The sequence below is a fragment of the Puia sp. genome (assembly GCF_035546395.1).
Lineage (GTDB): Bacteria > Bacteroidota > Bacteroidia > Chitinophagales > Chitinophagaceae > Puia.
The window spans coordinates 483155-496355 of record NZ_DASZXR010000016.1; the positions used below are offsets into that span (position 1 = coordinate 483155).

A 13201-nucleotide genomic window follows, 5' to 3' on the forward strand; every position below is an offset into this window, starting at 1 on the left:
TTTCGATTAGAAGGTTACGTTTACGCCGGCCACGTAGCTGCGGCTACGGGGATAGGCGGAATAATCGACGCCGGGCGTGACCGGAGTGTTGAGCCGGGTGCTTACTTCGGGATCATAACCGCTGTAACCGGTGATCGTCGCCACGTTGTTCACTGTCGCGTAGACCCGGAGACGCGAGATCTTCATCTTACTGACGACAGATCGCGGCAGTGTATAACCAAGGGTGATATTGTTGATGCGGATAAAGGAAGCGTCTTCCACGGCCCAGGAGTTGGGGCTGAAGGTGGTGGCGCTGGAGCCAACGAGCGGGATCCAGTATTTCGCGCCGGCGTTCAGCCGGTTGAGGCTGTCGGGGGAGGCGCCAACGATCTGGCCCGCGGAGTTGAGCCCTTCGTATACCACGCCGTTGCCATCGACGATATGCCAGCGGGACTTCATAAAGCCCATGAGGTTGGCGCCGGGAGTATACCCGCTGGAGAACTCGAGCTTGTTGTAGTTGAAGACCTTGTTACCGTACTGGAAGTTGATAAAGACGCTCAGATCGAACCCTTTGTAGGAGAAGTTCTGTGCGAGGCCGCCGAAGAATTTGGGCCGGGCGTTGCCGATGATGGTCCGGTCATTGGCCGTGACGATGCTATCCCCATCGAGGCTTTTGTATTTGATCGATCCCGGCATCGGCGTAGATGCGGTAATGGTTGCGTCGTTGACCAGGCCCGGCTTCGGAGTATAGACGCGCGTGGCGGGATTATAGTTGAAGTCGCTGGTCTTATAGAATCCATCGTTCTTCAGACCCCACATGGCGCCGACGGGCTGACCCACTTTGACGATGAAGTCGGAAGGGTTGCCGCTGCCCGCCCAGCCCGAGTTTTGCAGATAGGACAACTGGGGACCGAGATCGGTGACCTTGTTCTGGTTGAACGAGATGTTGAAATTGGCTGTCCACTGCAACGACTGCCGCTGCATGACGGTTGCCGTAAGCTGCACCTCCACTCCGCGGTTGGTCGTGGACCCTACATTCTGCAACTGGCTGGTATATCCCGTATTGGTGGGAATGGGCGTAGCCACCAGCAGGTTATGGGTTTTGTTGCTATAGAGGTCGACGGTAACGCCGAAACGGTTGTTGAACATCGTCGCGTCCAAACCGATGTTCCGGGAGATCGTCGTTTCCCATTTCAGGTTGGGGTTGGCAAGGGAGGGCGAGGTAAAGGTCGTCACAAGGTTGTTGCTAAGCCCGTCCTGCACTGTGGTGCTGAAATTGGTCGTGTAGAGATAGGGACTGATGCGGTTGTTCCCCGCCGATCCGTACGAACCCCGGAGTTTCAGATCGTTGATCCAGCCGACCCGTTGCATGAAGTTCTCCTGCGAGACCCGCCAGGCGACGGTCGCCGAGGGAAAATATCCCCAGCGATTCTTCTCGGCAAAAAGCGACGAGGCATCTGCCCGGAAGCTGAGATAGCCCAGGTATTTATTGTCATATCCGTAGTTCAGACGGGTGAAGAAGGACAGCAGCCGGACGCTTACATCCGAGGTGGTGGGCTTTGGCTCAATCAGCGTACTGTTGGGAGGAGTCCCGAGGTTCATATTGCCGAGTGCGGCGGTATGGGTCGTCCCAAGCGGAAAATACCGCGTCTCTACATAACCATCCCTCTCATGCGTCTGGTAGGTCTCCTGGCCCGCCAGCAGGATCACCCGGTGCTTGTCTTTCCATCCGCCCCGCATTTCGCCGTTGTTGAAGGTAAGCACGTTGGAATTGTCAACCGTTTGAACGTTGGTGGTAGTGATATCGGCGATGGGCAGCCCGGCGCCGTTGTTCTTTGCATTGGTGGTGAGGGTGTCGTCAAAAGCATCGCCGCGCATGCTGTTATTGTCATACCCGAACGTGCTCCGGAAAGAGAGCCATTTGGTGAGCCTCAGGTTCGCATACCCATTGAGGTCAAGAACATTCGTATAGGTCTTCCGATAGGTCTGCTGGTTAAGCAGCACGGGATTGACGAGAGCGAGGCTGTTGGCGTTGGTCTCCGAGTAATAGTTGGGGTCGAACGTGGTAGCCGTTTGTCCCGCCCGGAGGAAGGGCTGGTAGCGAATAACCTGTCGCAGGAAGTTGAGCGAGGAAGAACCGGGGTTGGAGGTACCGGCCCCATCGATGCTCGTATTGTTATACCTGGCGTTAAAGCCGACCTTCAGGATACTGCTGGCCTGGTGATCGAGGCGGAAGTTGACGAGCTTGCGGTCATAACCGGAGAGGAGCATGACCCCATCGGAGTGGTTGTCGGTCAGGCTAAGGTTATACTGGGTTTCCTCCGTTCCCCCAAACATGCTGACGTTATGGGTCGTTTGGAAGGCATTGCGGCCGAGCATCTTGTTTTGCCAGTCGTAGGGTTTGACGGTGCGGTATTTCTGTACCGTGTCCCAGCTGTAGCCATACGGAGAGATCCCGGAGCTGTCGCCGGTAAGCTTTGCCCGTTCATACTGATAGTACATGAAGTCATAGGGCGAAAGGACGGACAGCTCTTTGGAGAGCTTGTTGAAGCCAACAAAGCCATTGTAGGCGACGGTGGTCTTACCGCCGGTATTGCGGCCGCCCTTGGTCGTGATGATGACGACGCCGTTGGAGCCGCGGGCCCCATAGATGGCGGTGGAGGCTGCGTCCTTTAGAACATCGATCGAGGCGATGTCCTGCGGGGAGATGAAATTGAGGGCGTTATCCAGTTGGATGCCATCTACGACGTAGAGAGGGGAGTTGTCCTGCGTGACGCTGCCGCCGCCCCTGACGCGGATGAGCACCTGGGCATTAGGTGAACCTTCGGAACCGGTGACCTGGACGCCGGCCAGGCGGCCCGTGAGGGCCTGTTGGGCGGAATTGATGGGAATGTCTTTGAGGTCCTTCGAGCTGACGGAGGACACCGATGCCAGCACATCCTTTCTGCGCACCGACTGGTACCCGATGACGACGACATCATCCAGGGATGTGGCTGCATGTTTCAGCCGGACGACGATGCCGGGCGTAGATGCGGAGACGGGGACGGTCACGGCGAGGTAGCCTGTGGAGGAAATGGTCAGGGAATGCTTTTTCCCGTCCGGGGGCAGCTGGATCGTGAATTGCCCGTCGGAGCCCGTGGAGGCGCCTATACGGGTACCCGATAGGATCACGGAAACTTGCGGAAGGCCTGTGCCTGTGCTGTCGTCGACGACGCGGCCCCGGAGGGTCTGGGCCTGTAGGGCGACGTTGATCAGAAGCGCCAGGGGCAGGAGAATTGGGATTCTCTTCATATGGCAGTGTAGTTTTTTTTTATTGGCAATCGGATGGAAACGTGGCGTAAGTCTAAGCAGAAGATTTTGAAAATCAGTGCGTACGGCGGCCTTTATTTACGCATTCGTTCCCGGGAACGATTGCGCTGCGGCCCAGGGAGAAATGTGCCTCCGCCGCAATCGTTCCGCTTATGTCGGGCCTTCGGCCGCCGGGTCCGTGACCCGGCCTGGATTGCGCTGCGGCCCAGGGAGAAATGTGCCTCCGCCGCTGGCCGCGCATTTGCATAGTCCGGGCATGAGCCATTTTTATGTCGGAACCAGCGGGTTGGTTTTGCCCGTGCCGAACAAACTGCATTTTCCAGAAGAATACCGTTCGGGTACCCGGCTGAGATATTATGCTTCGCTGTTCAACACGATCGAGATCAACAGCAGTTTTTACAAGATCCCGCAGCCGGCAACCTTTGGGAAATGGGCGCACGAGGTGCCGGAAGAGTTTAAATTCACCGTGAAGCTATGGCGCGGGATCACTCACGGGAAGGGACTGAATTTTATGCCGGTCGATGTCAACAAATTCCTGCATGAGGCGGGAGAACTGGGAAAGAAAAAGGGTTGCCTGCTGGTGCAGCTTCCGCCGGGGTTGCACGCGGACAAGGCGCCGCAACTGGAACGGTTGCTGGAGCGTATCGGGGTCGCCGATCCGGGCAGGGGATGGCGGGTGGCGGTGGAGTTCCGCCATCCCAGCTGGTACCGGGCCGAGACGGCCACACTGCTGGAACGGTACAAGGCGGGGATGGTCCTGCACGACATGCCGGGATCCAAACGCGAAACGCCCTCAGGGAGGACCTTATTTATCTACATTCGCTATCACGGCCTCACCGGGGATTATAAGGGAAGCTATGGGGAGGAACTGTTGTTGCGGGATGCGAGAAGAATGAAGAGCTGGCTCAACGAAGGGCGGGAAGTATATGTCTATTTCAACAATACCATCGGAGAGGCGCTTTTGAATGCGCAGGCGTTGCGCGGCATGGTCGGTCAATTATAGATAGACCCTTCGCGCAGGCGAAGAGAAGTCCCCTGTCGATCGGCAAAATGGCCGCGGACCTCCGCGAGAATGGAGAGCGCGATCTCTTCCGGAGTTGCGGCGCCGATGTCGAGGCCCGCGGGAGCGTAGATGCGACGGACATCGTCTTCTTTGACGGCGAGTTCGGCGAAGAGTTTTGCAGCACGTTTGTGCGGGCCAAGGATGCCGATATACGTGGCGGGGGAAGGGAGGATCGATTCGAGGTTCCGCTTGTCGGTATTGTAGTCATGGGACATCAGCAGGACCGCGGTATAGTCGTCGATGACCGGCGGTTGGGGGTTTGATTTGTTGACGACGGTAAAATCCCAGCCCAGTTCGACCGTTTGCCGGCGAAGGGTGTGGATGTCGTAGCTGCCGCCGTAGGCGGCGATGTGGATGGCCGGGAGGATTATTTCAATGAAATAGCGGGTGTCGCCTACGGTGACTGTGCGGGATTGGCGATCGGCAAGTGCCCGATCGACCTCCGGGCCAACCGCAACGGGGGTTGCATCGCCGTGCAACCAGCAGGCGCCCAGCCGGCCGGGATCGGAGGCGCCGGTGATGGTGATGAGGGCTGCGGGTTGGCGGATGGTCGTGAGGCCGGCGAGGAGGCGAAGGGGACAGGTCGGGTCATCGGGCCGCAGGGGAGTAAATAGAACGTCGATGATACCCTGGCAGCCAAGGCCAACGCCGATCTGGTAGTCATCGTCCTGGGTCGTGTCATAAGTGATGACGGATGGGCGCTGGAGGGCGATGCCTTTCCGGGCGCGACGAAGGGCGTCGCCTTCGAGGCAGCCACCGCTGATGCCGCCGAGATAAGTGCCGTCGTCGAGGACGAGCATACGCGCGCCGGCCCGCCGGTAGGAGGAGCCTTCCACGCGTACGACGGTGGCAAGGGCCGCCTTTGTTGCAACAAGATCGAGGGATTGCCAGGCAGCGACGATGGTTCGGATCTCTTTCACATGGCTAAGATAAGAATTCTTGCGCCTCTTCGAGGCGCCGGCCTAGCCCCAATTCCCCAGCAACCGCCGCAGGACGATGATCTCGCCCGTGTGATAAGAAGTATGGTCGATGATGAGCAGGGCCTCGCGGAAAAGGGTCTGGCCGTCGCCGTACGGAAAAGGCTTGTGGAGATCGTCGCCTGCTTTGCCAAGCAGGCGGATGAAGGCCTGGCGATCGGCAATGACCTGGTCGACCGACTTTTTGACATCGCTGAGATGAGCAGGAGCCCTTTCCTTTGGCCAGTAACCTTCCGGCCAGGCGGGACTCTGGTGTTGGGGGTTGCGGGAGAATTCCAGGATATCCCACTGAGTAATCCGGATGTGTTCGATCAGTTGCCAGAGACTGTATGGCAGACCTTCGGGGACCGTGCCGAGGAGTTTATAGGGAATATCCTTTACCGCGTCTTCGAAGACGGCATGGGCATTGCCCCTTTGAAGCGCGGCTTCGAGCTCTTTTACGATGGGTGTCATGGGACCGAATATAGCAATTTTCGCGCCTCTTCGGGGCGCGGGGCCACCGCTAATGTCGGGCCTTCGGCCAACGGCCTTCCAGGCCGTTCCGCTGTTCAACAATCAAAGACGAGTGCCTGCCAGGGCGCCAGCCGCAGACTTTTGCCGGCCCGGCTCACCGAAGCATCGTTGTTGATGAGGACCTGACCGGAAAGCGAAAGCAAGCCATCGAACGGCGCCTCTTCGCCCGAAAAATTGAGCAGGACGGCGATAGTGGTCCTTCCAAGGGACCGGGAGTAGGCCAATACCGGGCTGTCATCGTGGTTCAAAAGGTTGAAGTCTCCGGCCGTCAGGGCCGCAAACCGGCGCCTGAGGCGGAGGAGCGCCCGGGTATAGTTGAGTACGGAGCCGGGGTCCGCCTCTTCCGCTTCGCGATTGACCCACCGATGGTCGGGGTTGACCCGGAGCCAGGGCGTCGCGGTAGTAAAGCCGCCCTGCGGCCCCGCAGTCCATTGGAAGGGAGTGCGGCCGTTGTCGCGGCCGGCCAGCTGCTGATCGCGGAGAAACGCTTCGGGATCGCCGCCCGCGGTTGCGATGCGTTGATAGTTCTGAATCGTTTCGATATCGCGATAGTCGTCGATACTCGCGAACCGGATATTGCGCATGCCGAGTTCATCGCCATTGTAAATAATTGGAGTTGCGCGCATCGTCAGCAGGAAGGTGAGTAACAATTTTGCCGAGCGGATCCGGAACTCGCCCCGGTCGTCCCCCCAGCGGCTGACCATACGGGGCTGATCATGGCTGCCGAGATAGACGGTCCCCCACCCGTCCCGCCGGAATAAGTCCGTCCAGGTGGAATAGACCTGCTTAAATTGCGATCGGTTATAGCCGTTAGGGTCCGGCTTTCGGTATTCCCCCTGGAGATAGCCAAGGACCATTCCGTCGAAATGCGAGATGAGGTCCAGCTCACCGCGGTCTTCGCCGACAAACAGCAGCGACTGTTCGGGTGGAACACCGGGCGCTTCGCCGAACAGGAGTATCTCCGGGGCTCCCCCGTCGCTGCCGCCCGGTCCGCCAGGCGCTCCCAGTATCTCCCGGCGCATCTCCTTCAGATAGCCATGCAGGTGAGGAGAGGATGCATAATAGTTCCCCCAGTCACCCTGATAGTTGTCTCTGAGCGTCGAAAGGGCAATCTCCGGCCAACTGGTATCTTTCGCCACAAAGGTGATGGCGTCGAACCGAAAACCGTCCACACCTTTGCCGATCCAGAAGCGAAGGATGTCATAGAGTTCCCGGCGGACGCGCGGATTTTCCCAGTTAAGGTCGGGTTGCTCGGGCGAGAAATAGTGTAGATACCAGGAGTCGGTCGGAGCATTGTATTGCCAGGCTTCGCCGGCGGCGTCGAAGAAGCCACAGCGATAGGGCGGCCTTCCCCTTTCAGCGGGCCACCAGTGGTAGTAAGAGTAAAAAGGATTGTCGCGCGACAGGCAGGCCTGGCGGAACCATTCGTGCACATTGCTGGTGTGATTGAAGACCATATCGAGGATGATGCGCAGCCCCTTCTCGTGGGCCCTGAGGATCAGTTCTTCCATATCGGTCATCGTCCCGTATGCGGGCCCGATGGACCGATAGTCGCTGATGTCATAACCGTTGTCCTTTCCGGGGGAGGAGAAGACCGGATTGATCCAAAGGGCATCGACGCCGAGGGAGGCGATGTAGTCGATACGGGAGAGAATTCCCCGCAGATCGCCGATACCGTCCGCGTTCGAATCCTGGAAACTGCGGGGGTAGACCTGGTATATCACGGCACAGCGCCACCAGGCGGGATGGCATTTGCGTTGCATGTCTGACGATACCATGCAAGAGAACAATCAAAAACAATACCTCTGGTGGCAGGATGGGATCATCTACCAGGTCTATCCGCGGTCTTTCCAGGACGCCAATGGTGATGGTATCGGAGACCTGCGGGGGATGATCCTGCGCCTTGAATATTTGAAGACATTGGGGGTCAAAGCGATCTGGCTCTCCCCTATCTATCCTTCGCCGATGGCCGATTTCGGGTATGACATTTCCGACTACCGGGGCATCTGGCCGACATTCGGGTCAATGGCCGACTTCGACGAGCTGCTGGCCAACGTGCATGCAATGGGAATGAAGCTGATACTCGACCTGGTGCCCAATCATAGCAGCGATGAACATCCGTGGTTCCTGGAGTCGCGATCTTCAAGAGACAATCCCAAACGGGACTGGTATATCTGGAAGGATGCGAAGCCGGACGGCGGATTGCCCAACAACTGGCTGAGTGTCTTTGGCGGGCCGGCCTGGGAATGGGACGGGAAGACCGGCCAATATTATTATCACGCCTTTCACGTCAAACAGCCCGATCTGAACTGGCGCAATCCCCAGGTGGAGAAGGCAATGCTGGATATCATGCGATGGTGGCTGGACAAGGGCGTCGACGGGTTCCGGGTGGATGCCATGTGGCATATGATCAAGGATGCGCAATGGCGGGACAACCCGCGGAATCCCGACTATAAGGAATCCATGGGTAGCTACGAGCAGTTGTTGCCTGTGTATTCCACCGACCAGCCGGAGATGCATGGTATCGCTGCAAGGATGCGCAAGGTGCTGGATGAGTACCATCAGCGGCTAATGATCGCCGAGATCTATCTGCCGGTGCACCGGCTGGTGGCCTATTACGGTACGCATGACCGCGAGGCGCATCTGCCGTTCAATTTCACGCTGACCAGCCTTCCCTGGGATTCCCGGTCGATTGCGGCCGCCATCGACGAATACGAGGCCGCGCTGCCGGATACCGACTGGCCCAACTGGGTGATGGGCAACCACGATCAGCCAAGGATCAGCAGTCGCGTGGGACTCGGCCAGTCAAAGGTGGCCGCAGTGCTGCTTCTTACGCTAAGAGGCACCCCAACCCTATACTATGGCGACGAGATCGGGATGCGGGACGTGCCCATCCCCCCGGGCGAAGTGCAGGACCCGCAGGGGCTCAATATGCCTGGAAAGAACCTGAGCCGGGACCCCGAGCGGACGCCGATGCAGTGGGATCAAACGCGGAATGGGGGATTCACCGCGGGTCAGCCCTGGCTGCGGATCGACCGAAGCTTTCGCCGGCGCAATGTCGCCACACAGGAAAAGGACGAATACTCCCCGCTTTGTCTTTATCACAAACTGATCCGGCTGCGGCAGCAGGAGCCTTCGCTGATGGTGGGTGCGTATAAGCCGGTCTATTCGGATACCCAGCTGTTGGCCTATATCCGGCAGGCCGACGGACACCCGGGTTTCCTGATCGTGCTCAACCTTACGCACCGGCCGGGTTATTTCACTCCTTCGACCATTCGCTTCACCGGGGTCATCGTCGTCGACAGCTTTCCCGAGCAGGAGCAGGTATCCGTCAAGGATTCCCTCGACTTGTTCGGAGATGAAGGCCTCATCGTGCGGCTCGATGACTGGCGGGCCGTGTCCACAAATCCCAATCCTCATGAGCTTGCCGCAATGCCATAAAGAAGGTTGCCTGTTTCGCGTATGGGCGCCGCAGAAAGATGCGATGCTTCTTAGGATCTTGCCTGGCTCCTTCGGAGCCAGGCGCGACGTAGCCAACGATATTCCCATGGAAAAGGATGCCTGCGGTTATTTTTCCGTGGATGTGCCCGATGCAGGCCCGGGAACAAGATATGGCTACGTCGTCGAAGGGAATTTATATCCCGATCCCTGTTCGGCGTTCCAGCCGGAGGGAGTCTGCGCCGCTTCAGAAGTGGTGGATCATGACGCGTTCCCGTGGACCGACGGCGACTGGCGCGGTAAGTCGCTCACCAACCTGGTGTTCTACGAGGTACATGTCGGAACATTCACGCCGGAAGGGAGTTTCGAGGCGATGATCCCACGGCTGGATGAGCTCGCCAATATAGGGATCAACGCCATTCAACTGATGCCGGTCGCACAATGCCCGGGAAGCCGCAACTGGGGTTATGACGGGGTATTCCTCTATGCCGTACAGAACAGCTATGGTGGACCGGTGGGATTGAAGCGATTGATCGACGCCTGCCACCGGCGCGGAATTGCGGTGTTTTTGGATGTCGTGTATAACCATATCGGCCGGGAAGGGAACGTCCTCGGCCATTTCGGGCCTTATTTCTCGGATAAGTATGGGACGCCATGGGGCAAGGCGATGAATTTCGACGGAGAATGGTCCGACGGCGTGCGGGAATTTGTCATCGCCAACGTCGTATATTGGGCAGACGAATATCATCTCGACGGCCTTCGGCTGGATGCGATCCATGAGATGTACGATCGCAATGCCATCCGTATCTGGGATGAGTTGTATACAGCAGTGAAACAGTGGGAGGCCCGGTCCGGACGGCGATATTACCTGGTCGCCGAAAGCGACACCAACGATCCGCGGACCACCCAGTCACCGGAGCTGGGCGGGAAAGGTTTTGACGCGCAATGGCTCGACGATTTTCATCATGCCTTGTACGTGTTGCTGGACCCCGGGGGATGGCGCAACTACCGGGATTTCGGCGCCATCGGTCAGCTGGCCAAAGCCTACGAGCAAGGATTTGTACACAGCGGAGAATATGTTTACTTCCGGCATCGCCGGCATGGGGCATCGGCTGCTGGAATATCCGGCGGACATTTTATCGTTTTCAATCAAAACCATGATCTGCCCGGCAACCGGCCGGATGGCAAGCGGCTGGCGGCCCTCGTAGACGCCCCGACATTGAAACTGGCAGCGGCCGCTTTGTTGCTTTCGCCCTATATTCCAATGCTGTTCATGGGAGAGGAATATGGAGAAGAGGCGCCCTTTTATTTCTTCTCCGACTACCAGGAAGAAGACACGAAAAAAGGGCTGATCGAGGGCCGGCGAACCCAATTTGCCTCCTTTCAATTCGACGGCGACCCCCGCGATCCGCAGGACATGCAGACCTTCGAAGACTCCCGGTTACGGTGGGAGAAGCGCCTGGAAGGGCCGCATGCGCAACTGCTGGCGTTGACAGCGGAGCTGCTCCGGCTTCGGCGCGAACATCCGTTACTGGCCGAACTTTCCAAACACCGGATACGCGTAGATGTCACCGGCGAGAACGGGTTGGCCCTTCTTCGATGGTCGGCGCGGCGCGATCTTGAACTGCTTTGCCTGCTGAATTTCTCCGCTTATTCGCCTATGCCTTTTGGACGAGATCACCGGGACTGGAAGCCGTTGTTGGTTTCCTGTCCGATCGGGGACTTCGTGCCGCCGCGAAGCTTCGCCGTGTTCGAGCGACGGGTAGTGGCGCCTGCAGGAGAATAATGCACCGTTCACCGGCCTTTACCGTGTCGCCGGGAGCATAGCTCTTTTTCCGCTCGGCGGCAGAACCGGACGTGTCCCAGCATTTGGTCCATTTTGGACCATACTGCTCGTCCGGGAGCTTGAAGTCGAGCGGGCCTGAATGGGCGTTGAAAATGAGATAGAAGCTGTCGTCCTTGAGGGATTGGTTATCCTGGCCGATGCTGTGCAGACCATCCCCGTACAGGAATATCCCCAGCGATTTGGCAAAGCCGGTATTCCAATGCTCATCGGTCATTTGATTGCCATCCGGCAGGAACCAGGCGATATCGTTCAGGTCCGATCGCCGGATAGGTTTTCCTTTGAACCAATGTTTGCGGGAAAAGGCAGGATGAGACTTCCGGAACCGGATCAGCCGGCTGGTGAATTCGATGAGGTCCTGGTCGGCGGTGCTCCAGTCGAGCCAGGAGATGTCGTTGTCCTGGCAGTAGGCGTTGTTATTGCCTCTTTGCGTATGTCCCATTTCATCCCCCGCAAGGAGCATGGGAACCCCCTGGGAAAGGAGCAAAGTGGCGAGGAAGTTCTTTTTCTGCCGGCCGCGGAGCTGGATAATGGCGGTGTCGTCCGTGGGGCCCTCGGCGCCACAGTTCCAGCTGCGGTTGTCCTCCGTGCCATCCTTGTTGTCTTCGCCGTTGGCTTCGTTATGTTTCCCGTTGTAGGAGACCAGGTCATGCAACGTGAACCCATCGTGGGCGGTGACAAAGTTGATGCTTGCCGTGGGATTTCGATTGTCGTTCTTATACAGATCGGAGCTGCCGGTGAAGCGTTCCGCGAATTCGCCCAGAACGCTGTCGGCGCCGCGCCAATAGTCGCGCATACAATCGCGGTATTTACCGTTCCATTCCGCCCAGCCGGGGGGGAACTGACCGATCTGGTTGCCGTTCTCGCCGACGTCCCAGGGCTCTGCGATGAGCTTTACGCGGGAAATGACCGGGTCCTGGTAGATGATGCTGAAGAAGGCGCTGAGGCGGTTGACATCGTTAAGCTCCCGAGCCAGGGCCGCGGCGAGATCGAAGCGGAACCCGTCGACGTGCATTTCGGTCACCCAATACCGAAGGCTGTCCATGATCAGCGCCAGCACGTTCGGCAGCCGGGCGTTGAGCGTGTTGCCCGTCCCCGTATAGTCGTAATAATAACGCTTGTCATCGGCAAGCCGGTAATATTCGCTGTTATCGATACCGCGATAAGCCAGCGTCGGCCCCATTTGATTGCCTTCGGCGGTATGGTTGTATACGACGTCGAGGATAACCTCGATGCCGGCCTTATGCAGCTGTTTGACCATCTCTTTGAATTCCCTTACCTGGCCGCCATGTTCCTTGCCGCTGTAAAACTGGATGTGGGGGGCGAAGAAACCTATTGTATTGTATCCCCAGTAATTGGTCAGGCCTTTGTCCACGAGATGGCGGTCGGGAAGGAATTGATGAACGGGCATCAGCTCGACAGTCGTTATACCCAACCTTTTCAGGTAGTCGATGACCTTGGGATGGGCGAGCGCGGCGTAGGTGCCGCGAATGTTCCCGGGTATGCCGGTGAAGCATTTGGTGAAGCCTTTGACATGGACCTCGTAGATGATCGTATTGTAATAAGCGACCAATGGGGGTTTGTCGTCCTCCCAGTCGAAAGAATGGTCGATGACGACCGATTTGGGGGCGGCAAGCGCGTTATCCCGGGTGTCGCAGGATAGGTCGTCCTGGCCGATGGTATAGCCGAAGAGCGTATCATCCCATTTGCCGATCGAGCAGATGGCCTTCGCATAAGGATCGAGAAGGACCTTTGCCGGGTTGAACCGGTGGCCGTTCGCAGGTTCGTATGGTCCGTGAACGCGAAAGCCATAGAGTTGACCCGGGCCACACCCCTCGAGGTAGCAATGCCAGATATCGTGCGTGCGCTCGCTGAGCCTGATCTTCAGGGATTCGTTCCGCCCTTCGGCTTCATCGAAAAGACAGAGCTCGACGCCCGTTGCGTGGTGGGAATAGAGGGCGAAGTTGACGCCCTTCCCATCCCAATAAGAACCCAAAGGATAAGGGTTTCCGGGATATACCGTCATGTTGGTCTGTTTTAGTTTGTATTTCCGGACCGTAGAAAAAAGCCGCCATCGCG

The 13201-nt window shown here is 58.0% G+C and carries 7 protein-coding genes and 1 pseudogene; 3 read left to right on the forward strand and 5 right to left on the reverse strand.

The window, feature by feature from the left end; all coding sequences use genetic code 11:
- Positions 1-6: 6 nt before the first annotated feature.
- Positions 7-3270 (reverse strand): TonB-dependent receptor, encoded by a 3264-nt coding sequence (locus VHE34_RS23240; RefSeq protein ID WP_325592372.1) that lies wholly within the window; start codon positions 3268-3270, stop codon positions 7-9.
- A 274-nt stretch (positions 3271-3544) separates the two neighbouring features.
- Between VHE34_RS23240 and VHE34_RS23245 the strand changes: the two genes are divergently transcribed.
- A complete protein-coding gene (locus tag VHE34_RS23245; RefSeq protein ID WP_325592374.1) occupies positions 3545-4291 on the forward strand; it encodes a DUF72 domain-containing protein in 747 nt (248 codons plus the stop codon).
- Here VHE34_RS23245 and VHE34_RS23250 read toward each other — a convergent pair.
- From VHE34_RS23250 to VHE34_RS23260, 3 genes are all read right to left on the reverse strand, one after another.
- A complete protein-coding gene (locus tag VHE34_RS23250; RefSeq protein WP_325592376.1) occupies positions 4282-5271 on the reverse strand; it encodes an XdhC family protein in 990 nt (329 codons plus the stop codon). The two genes, VHE34_RS23245 and VHE34_RS23250, sit on opposite strands and share 10 nt — an antisense overlap.
- Positions 5272-5313: 42 nt before the next feature.
- Positions 5314-5781 (reverse strand): DinB family protein, encoded by a 468-nt coding sequence (locus tag VHE34_RS23255; RefSeq protein ID WP_325592378.1) that lies wholly within the window; start codon positions 5779-5781, stop codon positions 5314-5316.
- 95 nt (positions 5782-5876) lie between these two features.
- Positions 5877-7604 (reverse strand): alpha-glucosidase, encoded by a 1728-nt coding sequence (locus VHE34_RS23260; RefSeq protein ID WP_325592380.1) that lies wholly within the window; start codon positions 7602-7604, stop codon positions 5877-5879.
- Between VHE34_RS23260 and VHE34_RS23265 the strand changes: the two genes are divergently transcribed.
- Both VHE34_RS23265 and treZ read left to right on the forward strand, forming a co-directional pair.
- Positions 7603-9282 (forward strand): alpha-amylase family glycosyl hydrolase, encoded by a 1680-nt coding sequence (locus tag VHE34_RS23265; RefSeq protein WP_325592382.1) that lies wholly within the window; start codon positions 7603-7605, stop codon positions 9280-9282. The genes VHE34_RS23260 and VHE34_RS23265 overlap by 2 nt on opposite strands.
- A pseudogene (gene treZ / locus VHE34_RS23270) lies at positions 9260-10921 on the forward strand (malto-oligosyltrehalose trehalohydrolase); the annotation flags it as partial. The gene VHE34_RS23265 and the pseudogene treZ, both read left to right, overlap by 23 nt.
- Before the next feature lie 16 nt (positions 10922-10937).
- Here treZ and glgX read toward each other — a convergent pair.
- A complete protein-coding gene (gene glgX / locus VHE34_RS23275) occupies positions 10938-13148 on the reverse strand; it encodes a glycogen debranching protein GlgX (protein ID WP_325592384.1) in 2211 nt (736 codons plus the stop codon).
- Between the last annotated feature and the right edge of the window lie 53 nt (positions 13149-13201).

What these genes read in the sequence shown, in the direction of transcription:
- VHE34_RS23240 (WP_325592372.1), bottom strand. Translation starts at nt 3,270, where the DNA reads ATGAAGAGAATCCCAATTCTCCTGCCCCTGGCGCTTCTGATCAACGTC.
- VHE34_RS23245 (WP_325592374.1), top strand. Translation starts at nt 3,545, where the DNA reads ATGAGCCATTTTTATGTCGGAACCAGCGGGTTGGTTTTGCCCGTGCCG.
- VHE34_RS23255 (WP_325592378.1), bottom strand. Translation starts at nt 5,781, where the DNA reads ATGACACCCATCGTAAAAGAGCTCGAAGCCGCGCTTCAAAGGGGCAAT.
- VHE34_RS23265 (WP_325592382.1), top strand. Translation starts at nt 7,603, where the DNA reads ATGTCTGACGATACCATGCAAGAGAACAATCAAAAACAATACCTCTGG.
- VHE34_RS23260 (WP_325592380.1), bottom strand. Translation starts at nt 7,604, where the DNA reads ATGCAACGCAAATGCCATCCCGCCTGGTGGCGCTGTGCCGTGATATAC.
- glgX (WP_325592384.1), bottom strand. Translation starts at nt 13,148, where the DNA reads ATGACGGTATATCCCGGAAACCCTTATCCTTTGGGTTCTTATTGGGAT.